Annotated in this window: 28 protein-coding genes; 23 read left to right on the top strand and 5 right to left on the bottom strand. The window is 32.2% G+C overall.

The window, feature by feature from the left end; translation table 11 throughout:
• Positions 1–297: 297 nt before the first annotated feature.
• From ACEN92_RS06140 to ku, 10 genes are all read left to right on the top strand, one after another.
• Positions 298–1434, top strand: a complete 1137-nt coding sequence (locus ACEN92_RS06140) for a glycosyltransferase (RefSeq protein ID WP_495641490.1) — start codon at positions 298–300, stop codon at positions 1432–1434.
• Positions 1431–2570: a UDP-galactopyranose mutase gene (glf, locus tag ACEN92_RS06145; RefSeq protein WP_495641491.1), complete on the top strand. Its 1140-nt coding sequence runs from the start codon at positions 1431–1433 to the stop codon at positions 2568–2570. Before ACEN92_RS06140 ends, glf begins: the two co-directional genes overlap by 4 nt.
• Entirely contained in the window at positions 2567–3724 is a 1158-nt protein-coding gene (locus ACEN92_RS06150; protein WP_495641492.1) for a glycoside hydrolase family protein, read from the top strand. The genes glf and ACEN92_RS06150 overlap by 4 nt, the downstream gene beginning before the upstream one ends.
• Positions 3725–3728: 4 nt before the next feature.
• Positions 3729–4169: an adenylyltransferase/cytidyltransferase family protein gene (locus tag ACEN92_RS06155; RefSeq protein WP_495641493.1), complete on the top strand. Its 441-nt coding sequence runs from the start codon at positions 3729–3731 to the stop codon at positions 4167–4169.
• A 2-nt stretch (positions 4170–4171) separates the two neighbouring features.
• Positions 4172–4789: an SET domain-containing protein gene (locus ACEN92_RS06160; protein WP_495641494.1), complete on the top strand. Its 618-nt coding sequence runs from the start codon at positions 4172–4174 to the stop codon at positions 4787–4789.
• A gap of 426 nt (positions 4790–5215) precedes the next feature.
• A complete protein-coding gene (locus ACEN92_RS06165; RefSeq protein ID WP_495641495.1) occupies positions 5216–5584 on the top strand; it encodes a response regulator in 369 nt (122 codons plus the stop codon).
• 186 nt (positions 5585–5770) lie between these two features.
• A complete protein-coding gene (locus ACEN92_RS06170; RefSeq protein WP_495641496.1) occupies positions 5771–6250 on the top strand; it encodes a hypothetical protein in 480 nt (159 codons plus the stop codon).
• A gap of 92 nt (positions 6251–6342) precedes the next feature.
• Positions 6343–6714: a SpoIIAA family protein gene (locus tag ACEN92_RS06175; RefSeq protein WP_495641497.1), complete on the top strand. Its 372-nt coding sequence runs from the start codon at positions 6343–6345 to the stop codon at positions 6712–6714.
• Positions 6715–6727: 13 nt separating this feature from the next.
• Positions 6728–7114, top strand: coding sequence for a YidH family protein (locus tag ACEN92_RS06180; protein WP_495641498.1), 387 nt, complete (start codon positions 6728–6730; stop codon positions 7112–7114).
• Between the two features lie 24 nt (positions 7115–7138).
• Positions 7139–7918, top strand: coding sequence for a non-homologous end joining protein Ku (gene ku, locus ACEN92_RS06185; RefSeq protein ID WP_495641499.1), 780 nt, complete (start codon positions 7139–7141; stop codon positions 7916–7918).
• On the opposite strand, the gene ligD is transcribed toward ku, so the two are convergent.
• Positions 7915–10479, bottom strand: a complete 2565-nt coding sequence (ligD, locus tag ACEN92_RS06190) for a DNA ligase D (RefSeq protein ID WP_495641500.1) — start codon at positions 10477–10479, stop codon at positions 7915–7917. The genes ku and ligD overlap by 4 nt on opposite strands.
• A gap of 219 nt (positions 10480–10698) precedes the next feature.
• Between ligD and ACEN92_RS06195 the strand changes: the two genes are divergently transcribed.
• On the top strand, positions 10699–10893 hold the full coding sequence (locus ACEN92_RS06195) for a hypothetical protein (protein WP_495641501.1): 195 nt from the start codon (positions 10699–10701) through the stop codon (positions 10891–10893).
• Positions 10894–10957: 64 nt separating this feature from the next.
• On the opposite strand, the gene ACEN92_RS06200 is transcribed toward ACEN92_RS06195, so the two are convergent.
• Positions 10958–11203 carry a hypothetical protein gene (locus tag ACEN92_RS06200; RefSeq protein WP_495641502.1) on the bottom strand — a complete coding sequence of 82 codons (246 nt, stop codon included), beginning with the start codon at positions 11201–11203 and terminating at the stop codon, positions 10958–10960.
• Between the two features lie 183 nt (positions 11204–11386).
• Here ACEN92_RS06200 and ACEN92_RS06205 point away from each other — a divergent pair, with 183 nt between their 5' ends.
• From ACEN92_RS06205 to ACEN92_RS06260, 12 genes are all read left to right on the top strand, one after another.
• Entirely contained in the window at positions 11387–14668 is a 3282-nt protein-coding gene (locus ACEN92_RS06205) for a CheR family methyltransferase (RefSeq protein ID WP_495641503.1), read from the top strand.
• A gap of 444 nt (positions 14669–15112) precedes the next feature.
• Positions 15113–15493: a hypothetical protein gene (locus ACEN92_RS06210; RefSeq protein ID WP_495641504.1), complete on the top strand. Its 381-nt coding sequence runs from the start codon at positions 15113–15115 to the stop codon at positions 15491–15493.
• A 68-nt stretch (positions 15494–15561) separates the two neighbouring features.
• The gene (locus ACEN92_RS06215) at positions 15562–16248 is read left to right on the top strand and encodes an SRPBCC family protein (protein ID WP_495641505.1); all 687 of its coding nucleotides are present in this window, start codon (positions 15562–15564) and stop codon (positions 16246–16248) included.
• Positions 16249–16432: 184 nt separating this feature from the next.
• Positions 16433–18199 carry a hypothetical protein gene (locus ACEN92_RS06220; protein WP_495641506.1) on the top strand — a complete coding sequence of 589 codons (1767 nt, stop codon included), beginning with the start codon at positions 16433–16435 and terminating at the stop codon, positions 18197–18199.
• A gap of 19 nt (positions 18200–18218) precedes the next feature.
• Entirely contained in the window at positions 18219–18671 is a 453-nt protein-coding gene (locus ACEN92_RS06225; protein ID WP_495641507.1) for a hypothetical protein, read from the top strand.
• Positions 18672–18792: 121 nt separating this feature from the next.
• Complete coding sequence (locus tag ACEN92_RS06230) at positions 18793–19251, top strand: hypothetical protein (protein WP_495641508.1); 459 nt, start codon at positions 18793–18795, stop codon at positions 19249–19251.
• Between the two features lie 74 nt (positions 19252–19325).
• Positions 19326–19643, top strand: a complete 318-nt coding sequence (locus ACEN92_RS06235; protein WP_495641509.1) for a hypothetical protein — start codon at positions 19326–19328, stop codon at positions 19641–19643.
• A 102-nt stretch (positions 19644–19745) separates the two neighbouring features.
• Positions 19746–20132, top strand: a complete 387-nt coding sequence (locus ACEN92_RS06240; protein ID WP_495641510.1) for a hypothetical protein — start codon at positions 19746–19748, stop codon at positions 20130–20132.
• Positions 20133–20150: 18 nt separating this feature from the next.
• Complete coding sequence (locus ACEN92_RS06245) at positions 20151–20309, top strand: hypothetical protein (RefSeq protein WP_495641511.1); 159 nt, start codon at positions 20151–20153, stop codon at positions 20307–20309.
• A 4-nt stretch (positions 20310–20313) separates the two neighbouring features.
• The gene (locus ACEN92_RS06250; RefSeq protein WP_495641512.1) at positions 20314–20793 is read left to right on the top strand and encodes a hypothetical protein; all 480 of its coding nucleotides are present in this window, start codon (positions 20314–20316) and stop codon (positions 20791–20793) included.
• A gap of 124 nt (positions 20794–20917) precedes the next feature.
• Positions 20918–21208 carry a hypothetical protein gene (locus ACEN92_RS06255; RefSeq protein ID WP_495641513.1) on the top strand — a complete coding sequence of 97 codons (291 nt, stop codon included), beginning with the start codon at positions 20918–20920 and terminating at the stop codon, positions 21206–21208.
• A gap of 87 nt (positions 21209–21295) precedes the next feature.
• The gene (locus tag ACEN92_RS06260; RefSeq protein ID WP_495641514.1) at positions 21296–21775 is read left to right on the top strand and encodes a hypothetical protein; all 480 of its coding nucleotides are present in this window, start codon (positions 21296–21298) and stop codon (positions 21773–21775) included.
• Between the two features lie 124 nt (positions 21776–21899).
• On the opposite strand, the gene ACEN92_RS06265 is transcribed toward ACEN92_RS06260, so the two are convergent.
• The 3 genes from ACEN92_RS06265 to ACEN92_RS06275 all read right to left on the bottom strand — a co-directional run bounded on the left by ACEN92_RS06265 (position 21900) and on the right by ACEN92_RS06275 (position 23820).
• Positions 21900–22103, bottom strand: coding sequence for a hypothetical protein (locus tag ACEN92_RS06265; protein WP_495641515.1), 204 nt, complete (start codon positions 22101–22103; stop codon positions 21900–21902).
• A 277-nt stretch (positions 22104–22380) separates the two neighbouring features.
• Positions 22381–23628 (bottom strand): MFS transporter, encoded by a 1248-nt coding sequence (locus ACEN92_RS06270; protein WP_495641516.1) that lies wholly within the window; start codon positions 23626–23628, stop codon positions 22381–22383.
• 33 nt (positions 23629–23661) lie between these two features.
• The gene (locus ACEN92_RS06275; protein ID WP_495641517.1) at positions 23662–23820 is read right to left on the bottom strand and encodes a hypothetical protein; all 159 of its coding nucleotides are present in this window, start codon (positions 23818–23820) and stop codon (positions 23662–23664) included.
• Between the last annotated feature and the right edge of the window lie 45 nt (positions 23821–23865).

A 23865-nucleotide genomic window follows, 5' to 3' on the forward strand; every position in this document is an offset into this window, starting at 1 on the left:
AGATTTTTTTAAAAAGTTAGAAGACAGTAAATAAAAAAAATATATGTACAAAAAAGTTATACAATTATAATACTTCACTTATAAAATTATAATATTATTTTTAGCGAAAGCATTGATTTTAAAAGTATTGACAGTTTTTCTGCCCGCCTTAAAATTGTGTAACATTAGCTAATAATGTTGTAAGAAAAGGTTGTTATTCATATTTAATTTTCCGATTCTGAAAAACAAAAAATCTTTACAAATAAACTTATCCTAGTTTTCTTTAGATTTTTTATATAACCCTTTAAAATTTGTTTTATGATCGAAAATTTAAAAACCAAACAGAAAGACTTAAAAAAGATCAATATCCGCGACGAAAGGCCAGCTTACTATGATGTGATTGTATTTTGTCATTTACGCTGGCAATTTGTATATCAACGTCCACAACATATTATCAGCCGTATGGCTCCTGAAATGAAAATATTATTTATTGAAGAGCCCATAGCTAATGACGGGCTGAACGATATTCCGGCAAATCTGATCATTATCAATGACTATTTACACATTCTGCAGCCCAAAGTAAATAACATTGAATCTATTGCAGACATAATTCCATTATATGTAAAAAATAAACATATTCCGATAGGCTGGTTCTACTCCCCTTCTTTTAGTCCAATATTAGAAACATTAAACTTTGAAACAGTCGTATATGATTGTATGGATGAACTTTCTTTGTTTAAAGGAGCTTCCAAACATCTTATAAATCAGGAAAAATATCTTATTGCACATGCTGATATAATTTTTACAGGAGGAAAATCATTATATGAATCAAAGCAGAAACTCCATTTAAATGTACATTGTTTTCCAAGCTCTGTAGATCGTGACCATTTTTCAATCAAAGCGGATGAGTCAGATATCCCGGCTGATATTGTTCATATTCCTTCGCCTGTAGTTGGTTATTTTGGTGTCATTGATGAACGTATAGACCTGAATTTATTACAGGAAACGGCAAAAAAAATGCCGGGTGTTTCTTTTGTAATGATTGGTCCGCTGGCAAAAATTGAAGAAAATGATTTGCCAAAAGAAAGCAATATTCATTATTTGGGAATGAAAACCTATGGGGAACTTCCGCAGTATATCCATGCATTTGATATTGCAATGATGCCTTTCGCCCTGAATGAAGCAACAAAATATATCAGTCCCACAAAAACATTAGAATATATGGCTGCTCAAAAGCCCATTATTTCAACAAAAATTACTGATGTGGTGAGGGATTACAGCATTTGTGTAAGCTTAATTGAAAATGCAGATGAATTCTCCGATGAAATAAACTTTCTATTAGATCAAAAAGAAGATCTGTCCATGCTGTTGGAATATAATAAAATACTTAAAAAAACTTCATGGGATGCAACTGTTGAAAAAATGAAAGTATTAATTAAAAAATTGCAAAAATGAAATATATCGACGTATTAATTATTGGCGCAGGAATTTCGGGAGCTGTTCTGGCAGAAAGATATGCATCATCAGGAAAAAAAGTGCTGATTATAGAAAAACGGAATCATATTGCAGGTAATTGTTATGATTATACAGATGAAAACGGAATTTTAGTTTCGAAATACGGAGCCCATTTATTTCATACCAATGAAGAAAGAGTATGGAAATATGTAAATCGGTTTACAGACTGGTACCCATGGGAGCACAAAGTAATTGCAAGGGTTGATGACAAAACAGTTCCTATTCCGGTAAATATAACAACTGTTAATACCTTATTTAATACCAACATAAAAACAGAAGAAGAAATGCAAGACTGGCTCAGGCAAAACCGGGTACCTTTTGCAAAACCTGCTAACGGTGAGGAAGCTGTTCTGAACCGTGTAGGAGTTACCCTTTACGAAAAAATGTTTAAGCACTATACCAAAAAACAATGGGACAAATATCCCGCTGAACTGGATGCTGCTGTTCTTGAAAGAATTCCGGTAAGGTACAATTTTGATGATCGTTATTTTTCTGATAAATACCAGGCATTGCCAAAAGGCGGATACACAAAATTGTTTGAGCGTATGTTAGATCATCCAAATATTGAAATACTATTGGATACAGATTATTTTGATGTAAAAAACGAATACAAAAACTATCAGAAATTATTTTATACCGGACCTATTGATCGTTTTTTTGATCTTAAAGCTGCCGGTTTTGAAAAACTGGAATACCGCTCCATCAATTTTGTAAGCGAAACCGTTGATGCAGAATTCTTTCAGGAAAATTCAGTAGTTAATTATCCCGGAACTGAGGTAGATTTTACCAGGATTATCGAATATAAACATTTTGGCAATCAAAAGTCGGCTAAAACAACAATTGTAAAAGAATATACTGTAGATGACGGAGAACCTTATTATCCGGTTCCCAACCCCCGAAATCAGGAAATTTATAATCATTATAAAGCTGAAGCCGACAAATTACCTGATGTTTACTTTGTAGGAAGGCTTGCCAACTATAAATATTTTAATATGGACCAGGCTTTTATGAATGCCCTTGATTTATTTAATAGTCTTGAAAAAATAACGGAACCAAAATACAAAACTGCCGTATGAAACTCTTTAATACATTCTTTATGGGCGGCTACGAATGTGCTGATCATATTAACCGCTTCGGTGAAAGAATAAATCTGCTGAAAGAAACCCAACATGACATACGTGTTGAGGAAGATTATGAAGCACTGGCTGCCCTGGGAATAAAAACGGTACGCGAAGGAATCTGTTGGAGCAATGTAGAAAAGAAGCCTCATATTTTTGATTTTCGGGAAGTTCAAAACCGAATGCGTGCAGCCGAAAAATACGGGATTCAGCAAATTTGGGATTTGATTCATTTTGGTTATCCGGATGGTATTTACCCTACCCATCCCAATTTCTGTGACCGCTTCACCCTTTTATGCAAAGCTTTCGCCTCTTTTTATACGGAATTTTCGACACAAGAGTTATTTGTGGTACCTATCAATGAAATTAATTTTCTTTCCTGGCACTCGGGAGACGTACGAGGTACGGTACCTTTTGCAGTCAATAGCGGCTGGGATATTAAATACCACTTATGCAAAGCAGCGATTGCAGGAATTAAAGCTCTTAAGGCAACTGATCCTTTCTGTCGCATTATTCTTGTCGAACCCCTGGTAAAAGTACATCCGTCATCCTGGAATGAATCGTCAGTTATTGGCAGCAAGGAGAAGACGGAACATCAATATCAGGCGATGGATATTATTGCCGGACGAATGTGCCCTGAACTTGGCGGGTCTGAAGAGTTTCTTGATATTCTTGGCTTTAATTATTATTGGAATTGCCAATGGGAATTTAATGGGGAGCCGCTACCCTGGCCTGAAACGGATGTGAAAAGAATTCCTTTATCCGAATTATTACAACTGGCTTATAAACGGTATGAAAAACCAATTTTTCTTTCCGAAACCGGGCATTTCGGACCCCGAAGAACCCAATGGCTTGAAGAAGTAATCAGTGAATGTGCAATAGCCCAACAGAATGGCGTTGACCTCAAAGGTATTTGCATTTATCCGGTGACTGACCGTCCGGACTGGGACAATCTTACAGATTACTGTAATTGCGGAATATGGGATCTTGATGAATCAGGCAACAGAATACCTCATACTCCTTATATTAATGCTTTGCTTAAAGCTCAGAAAAAAGTTAAAGCCCCCAAAGAAAATATTCTGGATAATATTGTTCAATTTTTTAAAATATAATAAAATGGAAATGACTAAAACAATAACAGGAATAACCTTCAGTGCATTCGATTTACTGCACGCCGGGCATATCCGTATGCTCGAAGAAGCAAAATCGGCTTGTGACTATTTAATTGTTGGTTTGCAGACAGATCCCACACTGGACCGCCCGGAAAAAAATAAGCCGGCACAGACTGTTGTAGAAAGATATATTCAGCTAAAAGGCTGCAAATTTGTTGATGAAATAATCCCTTATACCACAGAGCAGGATTTGGATGATATACTTCGGGCGTATCCTGTCAACGTGCGCATTTTAGGCGAAGAATACAAAGACAAGAATTTTACAGGCCGTGAATATTGTGAAAAGGCGGGAATTAAGCTTTTATTCAATAAACGAAATCACCGCTTCTCGAGCAGCGGCCTAAGAAAAGAAGTATATCAATGTGAATCTCTTAAAAAAGTATAAAAATGATCCATCCAGATACAAAAATCAGTTTTATAAGTCCTGAAAAAGGCTACGGCATTGTGGCTACAAAGTTAATTCCCAAAGGTACCATCACCTGGGTTCAGGACGATCTTGACAGAATATTTAAACCGTCGGAAATAAGCAAAATGAATCCTTTTATCAAAGACTATCTCAACAAATATTGTTTTACAAATAAATTTGGAGAGTCGGTCCTGTGTTGGGACAACGGAAAATATGTTAATCATAGCTTTAAACCAACCTGTTTCAGTACTGCTTATGATTTCGAAATTGCCATTAGGGATATTATGCCCGGAGAGGAACTGACAGATGACTATGGTTATCTAAATGTAAGTGAACCTTTTGATGTTATAGATGAAGGGACTGATCGCAAAACTGTTTTCCCAGATGATCTTTTGCATTTTCATGCAGAGTGGGATTTGCTTATTAAAAGTAATGCTCCACATGTTTTAGAGGTTAGCCAGCCGCTCTTGCCCTTAATCCGCCATCGTGTATGGGAGGAATTTATTACCGCAGTAGATAACCCTGATCAAATGCGTTCTTTATTAGAATGCTATTACAAAAGAGAAGAAGTCCAGGATAATGTGTCATCTCAAACATAATAATTTTAAACTTTTTAGTAAACAAAAAAACGCAAAACATGGAAATTATATAAGAAAACGGATAAAATTATATAAAATGAAATTTTAACACGATCATACTTTTATCAATATTTAATAAATTATTAACTATAAATGTAGTATATAAGTGTGAAATTATTTTTTATCAACGTATTTTCATATAATTTTTTTGTAAATTTGTAAAATTGTTACGAAAGCAATTTTTAAGATATAAGCCGATAGATATTTTAATAAACATTATTGAAGTTCTTATAGCTATAACTCGAAATAAAAAAATTAAAACTTGTTTTAAAAAAACAAGTTTTTTTTATAAAAATAGATTTAGAACAATAACCATAATCTTACAAAAATAACTAAATTTGAGGATAACTTTAGAATAAAAAATAATGATCTTAAAAAACATCTGCTATGAAATATAAAAATATTTTGCAAATTGATGATGATTTTGATGATTGTGAATTTTTTCAACAGGCTTTAGAAGCAGTTTCCAATGCAGTCTATATGGCCATGCATAATCCTGTAGAAGCACTGCAAAAATTGACAAGCAAAGAAATTGAGCCGGATCTTATTTTTCTGGATATAAACATGCCAATGATGACCGGTTTAGAACTATTGGCTGAAATTAAAAAAAGTGATATTATCAAAAACATCCCTGTCATTTTATTCTCTACATCACCCGTACCACCAAAATTAGCAAAAATTCTGGGTGCAAAAGATTATCTGTCTAAACCCAATAATTTTAATGAACTAAAGAATGTACTAAGACAAATAATCTAAGTCATTCTAAGATTACAAAAAAGTATTTTGCAAAAATAAAAGAACCTAAAGGAACTTATTTCATTTGCAAAATTTCAATAACTGCAAACCTGTTTCAATCTTCCGCTCCAACTAAATTAGGAAACAATCACTGTATTACAAACCGTATGCAGTCATGTATTTGACATGCACCCAAAAATATCAATTATGGATTTTTACACATTTTTTCAAATAATAGCAGCATCAGTTCTGGCAACTTCAGCCATGACATTATTCAGTTATGCAATGTCTGCAAGTTTCAGGGAACTTTATAAGGAACCTGTATTATTGAGTTTTATACTTGCAAAAATAAATCTTGAAGTATCGATGCAGACAAAAAAATATTTAGCCTGGTTACTTCATTATCTTATCGGATTTATTTTTGTAATAGCATATCATCTGCTCTGGTATTACAATGTTCTTACTATATCAATTTTAAATACCTTATTACTGGGCGCTCTAAGCGGCATTATTGGTATTATTGGCTGGGTTCTTATGTTTAAAATGGCTGATTACAAACCCAATATTGATTTCAAAGGATATTATATTCAGCTATTCTTTGCCCATATTATTTTTGCAATTGTTGCGGTTGCTGCCTATTATCTTTTATCAACTATATCTGTATTAGTAAATGCTCTGGCATCTTAAGCATTGTGATTTTATAAGATTTTGTTTTTTATGTGTAAGCAAAAGGAAATACACTTAAAGTAATTTTAAGAGAATTATTTAAAGTAAAAATCATGATAGAATTAATCCCCAATATATCAAATAATGTCGCCGGCTTTCGTGCAATAGGAGAAGTTACCAAAGAAGATTATCAAAATGTTATATTGCCCGAAATTGAACGCTTGATAAAACAAATTGGCCATATTAATTTTCTGCTGGTTCTCGACACTGAATTAGAAAACTTTACAGCCGGTGCATGGATTCAGGATGCACTGCTGGGTCTTAAAAACATTGGAAAATGGAACAGAGTCGCCATTGTCACCAATTCTGCTACAATAATTTCATTGACCAATAAATTTAGTTATCTGGCTCCGGGCGAATTCAAAGGTTTTAAAAAAGAAGAATACGATCCCGCAATAACATGGGTATCTGAAGAAGCACTCTAAAAGTTATATACAAATGACACCAAAGAATGACGAACAGATTATGAACGAGTATCAATCTAATGAAAGAACTTTATTAGCATGGATACGAACCGGGATTGGAATAATGGTTTTTGGTTTTGTGGCCGTTAAGTTTTCCTTATTTATAAAACAACTACCTGCAAAATATTTAGCTGAAACTACAATAGCAAAGAGCAATTTCAGTGTTTATTTGGGCATCGGACTGCTTATTACAGGTGCATTAACTATACTATTATCCTATTTGCGTTATATGCGCACAATAAAACTCCTGAAACAGGGCAGGTATCAATATTCTACCATTTTATTGACCTTTATCACGATGACATTGTTTTTTATGAGCATTGCGTTAATCGCCTATTTAATTGCTGCGAGTTATGATTGATAAAAATTTTTTAAAATCAATATTATGAGATCAATATGGACAGGTTCAATCAGTTTTGGGTTAATTAATATCCCTGTTAAATTATTCTCGGCTGTACAGGAAAGTACACTAGACATGGATATGCTTGATAAAAACGACCATTCGAATATTAAGTTCAAAAGGGTAAATGAAACTACCGGAAAGGAAGTAACGTTTGCCAATATTGTTAAAGGATACAAAATTGATGACAAATATGTGATTCTCGAAGATAAAGATTTTGAAGCAGCAGATGCAGAAAAAACAAAAACCATAGAAATCCTGAGCTTTGCACTTGAAAAAGAAATCGACAGTATTTATTATGAGCATCCTTATTACCTTGAACCTGACAAAGGGGCAATGAAAGCTTATTCCTTATTACGCGATGCACTCGACGCTTCAGGAAAAGTTGGGGTTACCAGTTTTGTATTGCGCAACAAGGAAGGCCTTGCTATCTTAAAGCCATATAAAAATGTTATTGTCCTTAACCGGATTCGTTTTCAACAGGAAATCAGAGATACGTCCGAATTGAAATTGCCTCCTGTGTCCAAAACGAAAGTTAAGGAAATGGAAATGGCTACTAAATTAGTAGAACAGCTTACCGAAAAATTTGACATTTCCTGTTATAAAGATGAATATACCGATAAGCTTTTGAAAATCATAAAAGACAAAGCCAAAGGCAAAAAAGTGGCTGCACCTAAACTCAAAGTGGTTCACAAACAAAATGATGATTTAATGAGCATGCTTAAAGCCAGCCTTGAAAACAAAAAGAAGAAAAAATCCTCTTAGGAAATGCTTTTGATTATTGCCTGAATGTCGGCTCCTTTTCCTAAAACAGGCTTCCATAAATCACCTTTTTTTTCAAATCGTTTCTGTACGTTTTTGATGGTAAATTGTGAAGGCGACAATTTTTCATTTACCTCACTCCATTCTAAAGGTGTAGAAACTGTGGCACCCGGTTTTGGTCTTACCGAATAAGGAGCTGCAAGGGTCTGCCCTTTTCTGTTTTGCAGATAATCAATATATATTTTGTGGTTTCTCTTTTTGATACTTCTTTCCAGGCTTGTCGTTTCAGGCAATCTTGAATGGACTTCACGGGCAATTAATTCTGCAAATATTTTTACGGAATCATAATCATAACGTCCTCCCAACGGAATATAAACATGCAGGCCTGAAGCACCGGAGGTTTTACAATAACATTCCGTTTCAAAACTGTCCATTACTTCTTTTACAGCCAAGGCAGTTTTTACTACTTCCTTAAAATCATCTTTTTCGGGATCAATATCAATCACAACCCAATCAGGATTGTCGATATGTTTAATAGTTGAATTCCACGGGTTAATATCTATACATCCAAGATTTGCCATATACAATAAAGTAGCCTTATCATTGCAAATCAGATAATCAATATCAGCATTATTAGATTCAGAAAAAATCTTCTCCGTTTTAAGCCATGACGGAATTTTATCCTGATCGACATCTTTTTGGTAAAAACCAAATTCCTTAATTCCATTAGGAAAACGATACATGGATTGTGGACGGTTTTTTAAATAAGGCAAAATCAAATCGGCAATTTCATTATAATAGTTTACAACATCCCCTTTTGTAATGTTATCATCCGGAAAATAAATTTTGTTTTGATTGGTTAAATGCAATGTTATTTTACCTGCTTTTAAATCATAATCATTTTCCTGATTATTGTTTTTATCCTTTTTTTCCATCTCTTCTTTTTTTTCTTCAATAATTGTTTCCTTATTTTTTCCGGCAAAAACAACCTCCTTAACCTTTTTATCTATTCTAAGTCCCAGATAAACCGGCTGTCGCAGGTGGTCACCTTCAGTCCATTCCGTAAATTTAACCTGACAGATAAATTTTGGTTTAATCCATTGTATTTTATCGCGAAGAGGGATTTTTTCTTCAAGGGGTGATTTATCCATAAAATACGGAGCAAATTTTGCATGCAGTTCTTTTAGGATTTCCTGTGTAAAACCGGTTCCGCATTTGCCTATAAATTTTAGCTTATTATCCTCATACTGCCCTAATAGCAAAGCGCCAAAATAAGCACGTGAGTTTTTAGGTTCGGTAATCCCGATAATGATTGCTTCTTCCTGTTGTGATAATTTTATTTTCAGCCAGTCGCCGCTTCGTTTTCCTATGGTATACGGACTGTCTGCTTTTTTGGCAATTATGCCTTCCATTTCATTTTTAGCTGCAAGTTCAAAAAAATCGATTCCTTTTTCCTGGATATGATCTGAATAAAAAGTATTCGAAAACTTAAACTTCGACAATAACATTTTCAATAATTCTTTTCTTTCCAGTAAAGTCAGCCTGGTAGTATCATTACCGTCAAGATTCAAAATATCAAAAACATAATATTTGATACTTCCCTTTCCTGTCTTTAAATAATTTTGAAGCAATTGAAAATTAGAGCGTCCGGATTCATCTTCAACTACTACTTCTCCATCCAAAACTACATTATGCGACATTTTTTTCAGATCTTCAGAAATCGGTTTAAAATTATTGGTGAATGAAATTTTATTCCTGCTGAAGAGCTCTGCTTCCTCTTCATTAATAACTGCAAGAGTGCGATAACCATCGTATTTGTTTTCAAAAACCCAATCCGGACTGTCAAAAGGTTTTTCTGTAATGCTTGCAAGCATAGGCGTACTAAAACCTGCCAGAGTCGTTTCATTATCTGTCTCTCCATTATTTATTTCTTCGGAGACAATAGTTTTCTCAGCTGTTTTTTTTTTGCTGCTGCTTTTTTCTTTGGCTGTTTTCTTCTCTAAATTATCCAGGCTCAATTTTGAAATTACCGATTTGTCTTTTTTAAGAACATCATCCGTTGTAGCATATTTATCTTCTTTTTTAATAAGGAGCCAGGCATTTTCCTGTTTCCCTTTTAATTGAACCAGCGAAAAGCTGCCTTTAAGTTTTTTGCCTTTTAACGTAAAACTCAAATGTCCTTTTTTAAGATCTGCAAGCAGTTTATTTTCTGCAGTACCTTTATAATTATCATCGGTGGGAAGATATGTTCCGTTATCCCAGACAATGACATTTCCGGCCCCATAATTTCCTTCCGGAATTGTACCTTCAAAATCTTTGTAATTGTAGGGATGATCTTCTACCATCATCGCCAGACGCTTTACTTCCGGATCTAATGACGGACCTTTTGGTATAGCCCAGCTTTTTAAAACGCCATCCATTTCTAAACGAAAATCATAATGCAGATGAGAGGCTGCATGCTTTTGAACTACAAAAATCAATTCATTTTCTGATTTTCCAATCTTTCCCTGTGGCTCGGCAGTATTTTTAAAATTACGTTTCTGATTGTATTTTGATAGCGTCATACTAAATGATTTATGATATTATCTAAAAATAAAACATTCATTTTGCTAATGTTTTACATAATTCATTATGGATTTTATAATATTAAATCTATTTTAATCAGATAAACCTATTAAAACATGGAAATTATATAACTTTATAATATAATTATATAAAAAGTTCGTCAGGTCGCATTTTATTTTTGAGAAAAAAGATATAAGAAATTTAATCTAAAAAAAAAAATGAAAAAGGTATCTTTACTAAAATTTATCCCCTGTGTATTGTTGACTGCATTTTTAAATACAAATTGCTCCGGGCATTGTGATGATGAAGATTATACAAGAGATGAGCACGAAGAATCAGTTATAAAACAACAACAAGATTCACTAAAAATAATTTCTTTTAAAAAAAATAATTCCTTGAATACCACCACATAATAACATAATAAGAAAAGCCCGCTTTTGAATTTAACTAAGCAGGCTTTTTAGTAAACTACAATTGCTATTTTTTAGGTTGTGAAGTTCCCACAGTATCCCTGGTGGTTTTCACTTTTTTGGTTCTGTCATAAGTAGTCGCATCCCCCTTTTTGGTTTTCTTATAGGTTGTTGTTTTCGACTTATGCACTTTATGGCTTCTAACTGTATCTTTAGTAGTTTTAGAACGTTGCGAAGACGTTTGTGTACTGTCTTGTGCCGACGCGTAGCCAAAAATAAAAAGTGCTGCCACTGTCATAATTAAATTTTTCATAATACTCTATTTTTTAACTTTAAACATTTGATTTACAAGCAAAAACCTTTTGCTTTTTTTACAAATTTTACAATTTGTAAATATGTTTTTTTATAACTTTTTACTTTCAAATTACATCATTTCCATATTACCGTATACTTGGTTTAAAAAGACTTCTTATCTTTGATCACAATAAATTGCAACATGAAATTATCAGAACAAAAAACATCTCGAAAGGCTCCCCAAAAATTCCCGGTAGTTGGTATTGGAGCTTCAGCAGGAGGGCTGGATGCTTTTAAAAAATTATTACGGGCAATTCCTGAAGATTCCGGCATGGCCTACGTAATTGTGCAGCATTTATCACCGGATTACGACAGCAAACTGACCGAAATATTAACTCAATCGACCAATATTCCGGTTCATGAAATAATTCATAATATAAATTTAGTTCCAAATAACATTTATATTGTTCCTGAAAACAATAACTTAATTAGTCATGATGGCGTATTGCAATTAGAAAAACGCAGCCGTAATAAATTAAGGAATAACAGTATTGATATCTTTTTTGAGTCGCTTGCCGAAGTTCATAAAAGTTTCGCTATTGGAGTTCTTCTGTCCGGAACAGCTTATGATGGAACTTTTGGACTTAAAAGAATAAAAGAAGAAGGTGGTGCAACAATTGCACAAGATCCTGAAACAGCAGCTTTTAAGAGCATGCCACAAAGTGCTATTGAAGCCGATGCTGCCGATTTTGTACTTGCTCCCGAAAATATTCCGGCACAATTATTAAAAATACATGATAGTTATAAAATTAATCATGGCTATAGTGACGATGAAAATTTCTCTGTAAATGAAGATGAAACACTTAAAAAAATAATTAATATCATTTTTTTGAGAAGCGGAAATGATTTTCGCCATTATAAACAGGCAACATTACGAAGACGTATTGCCAGACGCATGGTCAATTTAAAAAAAGACGCTCTGGAAGATTATTATAATGCACTTCGAAATGATAAGACAGAACAGGATTTATTATTTAACGATTTACTGATTCCGGTTACCTATTTTTTCAGGGATTCCGGTTTTTTTGAATCCCTGCCTAAAACGGTATTTCCACAATTGGTACAAAATGCGGTAGACAATAATTTACGTATTTGGGTTGCGGGCTGCTCAACCGGCGAAGAAGCGTATTCGCTGGCAATCTGTCTTCACGAATTTTTAACCGAAAATAATTTCAAGGAAATACGGGTACAGATTTTTGCTTCGGATATTTCAGAAAGATGCATTACAAAAGCACGTACAGCAATATACTCTCCACAAGACATACAACAAATATCCGAATCCCGGATTCATAATTATTTTACAAAACGGGATGGCCAATATCATATCAATAAAGTAATTCGGGATATGTGTGTTTTTGCAATTCATAATTTTATTAAAGACCCGCCGTTTGCAAAAATTGATTTGGTATCATGCCGAAATGTATTAATCTATTTTGATACTTATTTACAGAATAAGGTATTAACCTCTTTTCATTATTCCCTTAAAGAAAAAGGATTTTTATTTTTAGGGAAATCAGAAACTGCTGCCAATGTTCAGAATTTATTCGAGCCATTTGAAAAAAATGAAAAAATATATTCCAGAAAATATGCTCCGGGACGCTATGTTCCAGAGCCTTACAAAGCAGCTGGCACCAGTCGTGAAAGAGTTGAAATAAACGATAAAAAACATATACTTGAGACCGATTTTCGAAAAATTGCTTCAGATATTTTATTTACGAAATATACACCGGCCGGCGTTGTGATAAATGAACATCAGGAAATTGTTCATTTTCATGGTGATACGAGTCCATTTTTATTGCCTTCTCCCGGAAAGCCAAATTTCAATGTCCTGAAAATGGCACGGGAAGGAATTAGTTTTGAATTACGAAATGCGTTATTAAAAGCAGCCAAACAGAAAGAAAATATTCTTAAAGAAAATATTATCGTAAAAAATCAGCCTTATCTCGTTTCATTTGAGGTTGTTCCCCTTGACACAAATGATTTGCATACTATGGTTCTTTTTCATAAAAAACCATTACCTGAAGTGGAAGAGAATTCTAAACTGAAAAGGAAAAATGCAGATCAGCAGCGTATTACGGATCTGGAAAATGAACTTTCACTTTTACGTGAAGATATAAAACGTGTTACCGAAGAGCAGCAAACCGCTTTTGAAGAACTGCAGACAACAAATGAAGAATTATTAAGCAGCAGCGAAGAACTTCAGGCAATGAACGAAGAGCTGGAAACTTCGACAGAAGAACTACAGTCGAATAATGAAGAGCTAATGTGTGTAAATGACGAACTTATGGATCGTCAGGAACAACTTATTTCTCTTCGCAGTTATTCTGAATCTATTGTAAAAACAATTCGGGAACCTTTAATTATCATAGACAAAGATTTTGTCGTAAAAAGTGCAAACCCTTCTTTTTATAAATATTTTAATACTACCGAATCGGAAACAGAAGGTTATTCTTTTTTTGAGATTGGTGATTGTCAATGGGATATTCCGGAGTTTAAAGAATTACTTCATAAAATGCTTAATGATAAAGTTTCTATTGAAGATTTTAAAGTAAACACCAATTGCAAAGGTATCGGTAAAAAAACTATGATGGTAAATGCGCGCCGTATTATTGATTCTAAACCTGCAGGATTGATTCTTTTAGCTTTAGAAGACATTACTGATCTGGAAAGTGCCAATGCATTACTTACTGAAAAAAACAATAAGCTTCAAAAATATAATGATGAACTGAAATTATTCAGCTCGGCTGCAAGTCATGATTTACAGGAGCCTCTTCGTAAAGTACTTATGTTTTGTAAACGAATTTTGGATGATAAAGAAAAATTATCAGAATCTACAATACATAATGTACAGCGTATATTATTTTCGATTACCAATATGAATCAGTTAATTTCTGATCTTATTAATTATACTAAAATTGATCTTATAGAAAAAGAATATAAAAAAACAGATCTGAATAACCTTATAAAGAAAACTATCCAGGACATGAAAGGTATTATCGCCAATAAAAATGCGGTCATTGACATTACGGCTCTTCCCGAGCTTACTGTTATTCCTTATCAGATGCAGCAGCTTTTTACCAACCTGATCAGTAATGCTGTAAAATATTCAAAACCTGGTGTTCAGCCAGAAATTAAAATTGAAGCACGACAGGCAACACTAATGGAAATTGAAGAAATTAAGGGAAATCCCGATGTTTCTTACAGCAAAATTATAATAAGTGACAACGGAATAGGATTTGGTAAAGAATATCAAAACCGGGTTTTTGATCCGTTTTACAGATTGCACAACTACGATGAATATCAAGGCAGCGGAATTGGGCTTACTCTATCTAAAAAGATTGTAGAAAACCACAAAGGATTTATCACCGCTTCAAGCGAAGTCAATAAAGGGACTACAATTAATCTTTATCTTCCTCAGCAATAAAACAAAAAAAAGGTCAAAAATGAATTCATTTTTGACCTTTTTTTTGTTCATAATTATAAGGAATCAATCTTCATGATTTCATCAAGCCTGTTTTTTAATCAATCTGTGTCAGGTTTAGTATTACTTCCTTATTTAAACCCACCTTCAAACTTCTCAAGTCAAATCCTTTGTAGCTTCTTTTAATATTTGTCTTAAATATTCTAAGTATTTCTTATTACTCTGAAAATTATATAATTACAAATTTTAATTCTATAAAAGGATAAAAAGCTTTCCGTTATAAATTTGAAATTAACTTTAAATTAAATGTCATGAACACAAATAAAAAAACGGATGATAAAAAAACAGGAAAAAGTACGGCTGATAATAATAAATCCGGAAAAGACACTAAAGCTGTGAAAAAAAGTCCTGCAAAAAAGTAAATTATTCTTTAAACAGATAGTAATCATGGAAAATAATACAAACCGTAGTTATAATCATCCGGATCGCAATGACCAGGATATACCCCATACCAATCTTGAAAAATCAGAACTGAATACTGACCTGAATCAGCAGCCAGAAAATGAAGAAGGATTAGAAGAATTTACGAATGACCAGCCAAATCGTTTCAATGATGAAGACCGGAATCAGGATGTAAATAATTCAAACTCTGGAAATAATAATAATAATAATAATAATAATAATAATAATAATAATAATAATAATAATAATAATAATAATAGAGATTGGGATACAAGTCTGCTCTATAATCCTGATGATGATTTTGAAGAAGACAGTGATATGGATGATGCTGATCTTGATGAAGACGAAGACGATTTAAAAAGATAATAAAAACGCCAATTAATGAATCAATAGAAATCAAATCTAAAAAACGGTAAACAATAAATATAAAAATTATGGAAGCAATAACACAAACCCCATTAAAATTTTTAAAGGACCACAGTCCAAAAATTAAAAACAATGTTTCGACGCTTGAACGAATAATAATGGTTACAAGCGGCGCCTATCTTTTATATAACGGATTAGCCAAAAAAGAAAAGAATATGACAAAAAGCGGTATTGGCGGCACCATGCTTTTAAGAGGTATTAGCGGCTATTGTCCGGTATATGATGCGGTCGATCATCTTAAAAATGATAAAGCACATACTATAAACATCAGAGTAAACAGCGTAATCAATAAACCTATCAGCGAAGTATATGCTTTTTGGAGAAATCTGGAAAACCTGCCTAAATTTATGAATCACTTAGAATCTGTTAAGACAATCAGCAGTACAACATCAGAATGGACAGCAAAAGGTCCTGCCGGAATTGGCAAATTAACCTGGAAAGCCGAAATCATAAAAGACGAAAAGGAAAAACTTTTAAGCTGGCAATCTTTACACAATGCATCGATTGAAAATGTCGGAAAAGTTATTTTTAAATCAAAAGGAAAAGCAACAGAACTTGATATCACCATCTCCTATCGTGCTCCGCTTGGTGTTGCAGGAGAAAGTGCTGCCAAACTTTTAAATCCATTTTTCGAGAAAATCGTAAAAGATGATGTTCAAAATTTAAAATCTTATTTAGAATCGGGTCATGAATAAATAAAACACGATTTATTTAAAATAGAAAAGCCGGCAATGTTTATTCATTGCCGGCTTTTTTTTAGAATTAAGTAAGTCAAAAAAGCAGCAAGATGATTCGTGAAAAAATAAAACTTGTAATACTTTATTTATATATTTGCGTCCGTAAAATTAATTAACGATCTATAAATTTTAAATAATAATCATGAGTAAAATTAAAAAGCAAAGAAAAACATTTATTGTAAAATTTCTAGTCTTGATGCTTTTTTTAACTTTATATGGATGTAGTAGTGAAATTGACAAACTTGAAAATCCAGATCAGGAAAAGGAAAATTTTATATTACTTCATAAAAATTATGATTATTTAAAATCAAATAGCACTCTTTTTAATAAGCTGACAAACCTGGATACCCAAAAATCAACTTTAAAAAGTAAAAATATCCAAACCGAAGATTTCAAAATTTTTACAGATAAGGTTACCTATACCAAAAGGCCTGATAATTTAAAGGAATCCTATACATTTTATATCGAGAAGTACAATTATGCTTCAAATAAAATAATAGATAATTTAATTTTGGCCAGAAACTTAGGAGATGAGAAGTTTAAGGCGTACATCATTACCTATTATTTTCCTGACGGAATAGCAAGCGAACATAATAATTTTACCGTTACTGGATTTAAGGAAATTAATAGTGAAACTTTTTCTCTTACCACTAAGACCTCAAAATCAAGCTGTGTTTATTATTATTATGATGTAGTAGAAATACCTCATAAATGCTATAGCGGGAATCATTCAGGAGCTTCCGAAGCAGATAATTGCGATGGCAATGGCTCCTTGCCTTACTCTACTTATCATGTTGTTGCCTATTTTTCGGACGCATGCGGTGAAGGAACTGGTGGAGGAAATCCCGGCAGTGGTGGTAGTGGTGATCCGGGCGTAGGAGGTGGTGGTTCCGGAAGCGGTGGTGGTGGTGGTCCTGTTGATACTGGAATATCATTGCCTCCGTCATGTCAGTCTGAAGATTGTGATGTACAGATACTTGCCAATGATATAAATGATTTATTAGGAAGTACTCTTAATTATGAGCAGTTAGAGTTTTTATTGAATAATGATGATAAGGCAGTAGCTATCAAGAGTTTTTTAGATCAAAATAATTCTTCCGAAGCTAAGATTTTTATTGAAAAATTACTGGAACAAATGATTTTAAATCCTGCTTTGCAATTTGATATTGCTGCTTCTTTTAAATCCCCAATGAATATTGACAGATCCGCCATAACAAACAATATTCCGGGAGGTGAAAAGTTTAACGAAATTTATGATAAGGCATTAACACAATCTCCCGAATTTAAAAAATTATTTATTGATATCTTTGGAAGCAGCACCAGATATAATGTTAAATTTGAAATTGCCGAGCATGTTTATGAAGATAATGATCCAGCAAAAAAAGAAGTAAACGCAACAACCAGCCAGGATCCGGTTACCAAAAATATTATTATAAAAATAAGTCAACAAATATTGGTGCCAGGAACATCTAAAAGCCAGACCAAAATAGAAAATGCCAAAACCATTTTGCATGAATGCATTCATGCTTATCTTTTTGTAAAAGCAAACAATCCTGCTGTTGGGACAGATTTTGTAAAAATCCTAAACACGATGTATCCAATGGCAAATGAGCAGCATGATTTTATGTACAGTTTTATGATACCTACGATGCAAAAAGTGCTTTCTGAAATTAGGGATTCGGTAACAACCACTACTGGCAGAAATGTGGTAGATAATTCAATTACAATGCATCCTACAACAAATCCATTAACTTCGACACCTTGGATTTGGAGTGAATATTATAAATATCTTAGTTTAAAAGGATTGGACGAAGCTAATTGCTTTAAAGTAGATTATCCTAAAAATTCAGATCAGTGGAATCTATTAAGCAAATATATAGAATATGGGCATAATGAATTGGATAAATAATAATAAAAAGCTAATAAATATGAAAAAGTTAATTATTCTATTTCTTATTTCAAATTTTGGATTTTGCCAAGATATTGATCATATAAAAAAACTTGATACAATTTATATTTCGTTTACAAAAAAAAAGAATTCAGAAAAAAATATCTATACAAGTAATTATAGGGATTATCGTTTCTATTTAAAAAAGAAGGAAAAAAAATATCTCCTTTTTGAAAAACCTGATTATAAAAATTCACTTTCAGAAAATGGAAATTCATTTCTTCCAAGGATTGAAGATAAAGCATTTTTAAAAAAAAATAAAAAAAATATAATTGATATTAATTTTTTAAAAAAATTCGAAGATGAATATATTGCCTGCGAACTATTATCAGGATTTAAAACACTTTATATCATTGATTTAACTGAAAGTAAAAAAGAAAAAATTGTATTATACAAAGTCTATTTAATATATAATTGCCCAGTTTATGAATAAAAGCGCCCCTATATAAATTCATAGGGTTTCAAATTTTGAAAAAAATTATATTCTTAGGCTTAATCCATTAAGAGAATATATATGATGATGCTGGTAAGTGCGAATTATACGGTTTAAAACAATGAAAAAAGCAACTTTTATAATTATATTCCTTTATTCTATTTATAATTATGGACAAGATATTGAGTACATAAAAAAACTTGATACTGTTTACGTAAAGTTCAAAAAATCTGTCAATCAAACAAAACAGGGTTCACAAGATTATCGGTTTTATACAATTCGATTAGGGCAAATTTCAGACAGAACATGCTTATATTTTACTAAACCTGATTTTAAAGATAATTCGACAGAAACGGCCAAAAAATATTTGCCAAGAATAGAAAAGAAATCATTTCTTAAAAAGCATAAAAAAGATATTATTGGAATTGGTTTTTTTGAAAAGTATGGTATTGAAAAGAGCACATATGAAGCTATTTCGGCAAATAGTGTAATTTATATTATTGATTGTGATGAACAAAAAAACGGCAAAATTATGTTATATCGAGTAATAATGTCTAGTTCTTATCGCATGGGAGAATAAGTATATATAAAAGCAATTTTAACAAATGTTCTAAATTCTTCGCAGGGACAGATTTTGTAAAAGTTTTAAATACGATGTATCCAACACCCAAAGAGCAGCATGATTTTATGTATAATCAAATGATTCCTACGATGCAGAAAGTACTTTCTGAAATTAGGGATTCGGTGACAACTCAAAGGGGTAGGAATGTTTTAGATAATGAAGTTACTATGCATCCAACAGAAATTCCACTAACATCAACTCCTTGGATTTGGAATGAGTATTATAGATACATAAGTTTAAAAGGATTGGAAGAAACTGTTGGCTTCAAAAAAGATTTTCCGAACCCTTCGGACAAACTTAGATTATTTAATGATTATTATAGAAATGGTCATAATGAATTAGATAGATAAATAAAATAAGACTATGAAAAAAATTGTTATACTTTTTTTGTTCTTTTCGTGCTATACTTATTCGCAAGAATTGAACACATAAAAACACTAGATACAATCTTTGTGAATTTTAAGGAAGATAGTGAGCAAACCAAATTTGTATTTCCAGTTGATTACATTGGCTTTCGAGAAAGAAGGTTTGTGATCAACTTTTTAGACAATGGAAAGAAAGAGTATTTTGTGTTTTATTTTAGTGAATATCCAAATTCTACAAGAAGAGATTTAAAAATAAAATCAGATATAAAAGTTGTAAAAAAATCATTTTTAAGAAAATATAAAAAAAATATAATTGGTGTTAATTTTTTTAAGAAATATGGTATTCTAAAAAGTACATATGAAGCATTTGAAAATTGCAAAGTAATTTATATCATTGATAATTCTGAAAGAAAAAACTGTAAATACATTTTATATGAAGTTTCAAAAGTAAGCTCGTATAGTATGGGCGAATAATTTCCAACACAAAATCCTATGACTTCAACACCTTGGATATGGACTGAGTACTACAAATATATTAGTTTAAGCGGATTAGAGGAAGTTGATTGTTTTAAAGTAGATTTTGAATCTTCTGATAAGATTGCATTATTTAATCAATATATAAGAGCAGGAAAAATAGAATTAGATAGATAACAACATGAAAAACATACACCTATTATTATTATTATTATCATTTACAACCAATGCTTATTGTCAAGACATTTCGTATATAAAAACTTTGGACACTATTTTTGTAAACTTCAAACAGAGTGAGTCTCAAATTAAAACAGTCCTCCCTGTAAATAGCAAGGGGTTCCAGAGATGGTACATTATCTATTTTGAGGAGAATAAGAAGAAAGAGTATTTACAATTTTGGGTTAGTGAATATCCAGATTATGTAAGAAGAGAGATGAACGTTAAATCGGATGTAAAGGTTGTTAAAAAATCATATTTAAGGAAAAATAAAAAAAAGATTATCTCAATAGATTTTTTTAAAAAGTATGGCGTATACAGAAGCATGTATGAAGCTTTTGAAAAATGCAAAGTAATTTACATCATTGATAATTCAGAAATCAATAATAGACAAATTACTTTGTATGAAGTAACAAAAAGTAGTTCGTATGTAATAGGAGAGTAATATCAAAAAACAGTTTTAGTGAAACACTAAAACTGCTTTAAAATTTTTAGTATAAGACTAAAATCGAACCAATATTGAGAATGCCAAAACAGTTTTACATGAATGCATTCATGCTTATCTTTTTGTGAAAGCGACTAATCCTGAAGTAGGGGCAGATTTTGTAAAAATCTTAAATACTATGTATCCTCCTGCTAATGAGCAGCATAATTTTATGTACAGTTTTATGATTCTTACGATGCAAAAGGTGCTTGGAGAAATTAGGGATTCGGTAACAACTGAAGCCAGGAGAGCTGATGTTTCTGATTTAAAAATTTACACAAAAACAGATTTGTCTGCATTTGAAATATGGAATTGGACAAATTATTATAAATGTATAAGTATAAATGGATTAGAAGAAACCATTGTTACAAAGTAGATTTTCCAAATCCCATCAGATTCTCTATTTTTATTGGGCAATTATATTAATGCAGGTCGTGCGAGACTTGATAAAAATTAAATGATTATGAGAACTATTATACATACAATCGCTATATTTTTTATATCTATGACTATTTATAGTCAAGATTTTGAATGCCTAAAAAAATTAGATACAATTTACATCGAATTTAAGGGTCATAAAAATGAAAAGAAGTATTCAATACAAACTCAAATACAACCAATTAATTTCAATGAAAGAGCGTATAATTTTGCTGTACAAGATAAGTGGGAGCTTTACTTTCAGCACCCTAAATATAAAAATTGGAAAAAAAAAGAGGCTAATATTGTTTCTGAATCAAGAAAAGTAAATAAATCATTTTTAAAAAAATATAAAAAGAATATTGTTAGAATTGATTCTTTAAAAAAATATGCATATAATGACATTGTATGTAAATTGTTTACTCAATTGAAAGTCTTTTATATTATTGATTTTACCGAAAAGAAAAAAGGAGACATTATGCTATATGAAGTGAATTGTACTAACTATTGTCCGAGTATTGAGTGATGATAAAATTCTAATGTCGAATCATCGAATTAAAAAAGCCAGCAATGAATAAACATTGCTGGCTTTTTTTTAGAATTAAATAATTAATTAATAATTACTGTTCTACGCTAGGCATATAAAAATCTTATGGCGTTGTTGTTTTCGTAGTATCAGTTCTCATTGTATCTGTCATCGTTGTATCAATTGGTGTCTGCACACTATCAATAGTTGTTGCTGTCGAATCGTAAGTAGTTGTTGTATCAACAGCAGTTTCCTTTTTTTTACAAGAAGCTGCAATTCCTATTATCATGATGGCAATAGCAATTGTGGATTTAAAAGATCTTTTCATAATATTCGTTTTTTAAATTTGTAGCATCTTCAAATTTAAAATCTTGAGAATAATTATTGTTATATAATTTTTTAAAATTTTTATACAATCTTTCAATTAATTTGCAAAATATTTATTTTAAAACACTTACTCTTGCTCGAATCCAAAACAGGTGTCAGGCTGAGCGAAGTCAAAGCCCACTCCTTACATTAAAAACCCTTCGCTAAGTTATCCGCAACGAAGCCAATTGATTCCCAATAATAATAATAATAATAATAATATTATTATTATTACTCTTTTATTTTTTTTCGATTGCTTCTTTTGATTTTGCTAATTGATTCACTCTCCACATTAACAGTGCAGTGCAAAATGTAATAACAGCAATTACATACCCTAAAATATCATAGTTTTCCAAAGGAGAAGTTTTCGTTCTCTGATGTACAATAAAACCTGCACAGACAGCCGCAATCCCGCCTGCAATTTGCTGTAATGATGATGTTATCGACATATAAGCACCACGGTCTTTCATTTCGGGAATCGCTGTATTGAGTGTTGTAGCAGGAATCATACGGCTCATAATACCCATAAACAAAATCATATTGATTACCACTACTTCCCATAATGGTATTGGACTAAGATTGGTATAAATTAAAACCATAATGATCGAAATTAATGATCCTGCGCAAAATAATTTGAACTTGCTTATTTTATCACTTAACCGCCCAATTATCGGCATTATAAAAAGTACCGAAAGCCCTGTAAAGAAAAAAACCATAGGTAGCTGAAGCTGGCTTATATGAATATTATTCACCAGAAAAGCAGTTCCAAATGGCTGCAGCATAAAACCTCCGACAGAAAGAAATGCAATAGCTGCAAAGCCAATCTGATAGTTTTTATTACCTAGTGTATGCCAAAGATGAAGAAAAGGGTTTTTATCAGACTGCAGTTCTAAATGCTTCGTTATAGGCTCCATTTTAGTAACAATAGCAATCAAAATCAATATTCCTAAAACAGCAATCATAATAAAGGCCGAATGCCATCCCCAATTATTGGCAAAATATAATCCAAGCGGTATACCTAAAATCTGGCTTGTTGCAAATGCCATTTGTATAAAACCCATAACCCGCCCTCTTTGATGAATTACAAATAAATCTGTTACAATCGCCAGAGAAACCGAACCAATAACACCTCCAAAAAGGCCTGTAAAAATCCTTGCAAAAAGAAGCCACCAGTAGTTGGAAGCAAAAGCGCAGAAAACGGTACCAATAATGAATCCTGTATAAAAGAAAATCAAGAGTTTTTTCCTGTCAAATCTGTCTGCAAAACCCGCTGCAAGCAATCCGGAAATTCCTGCACTGAATGCATATCCGGAAACTGCAAAACCGAAATTTGATGTAGTCATATCAAGCTTTTTCATTAATATATCTCCCAAAGGGGAAATAATCATAAAATCAAGTATAACCGTAAATTGTAAAAGCGCCAGTATGGCAATAATAATTTTTTGATGTGAGGTAAAGGGCGGAATTTCTATTGTATTTTTTTCCATTTTGACTGATTGATTTTTGATTGATTAATTTGATTAAGGCAATTCGTGGCATTGATAGCCAAACTCATTAACTATACCAATGATTTCATTAGGTTTAAGTACTTCTGAAACTACTCGCAGTACGCAATCAACATCTTCATAATCAATGCTCCATTGTTGTATGCCTGAATGATTATCAAATGTGCTATGCATGGGACAGTCCGGATTTTTTTTCCAAACGTCTGTTTTAAAAATGTG

The organism is Flavobacterium sp. Flavsp81 (assembly GCF_059491325.1).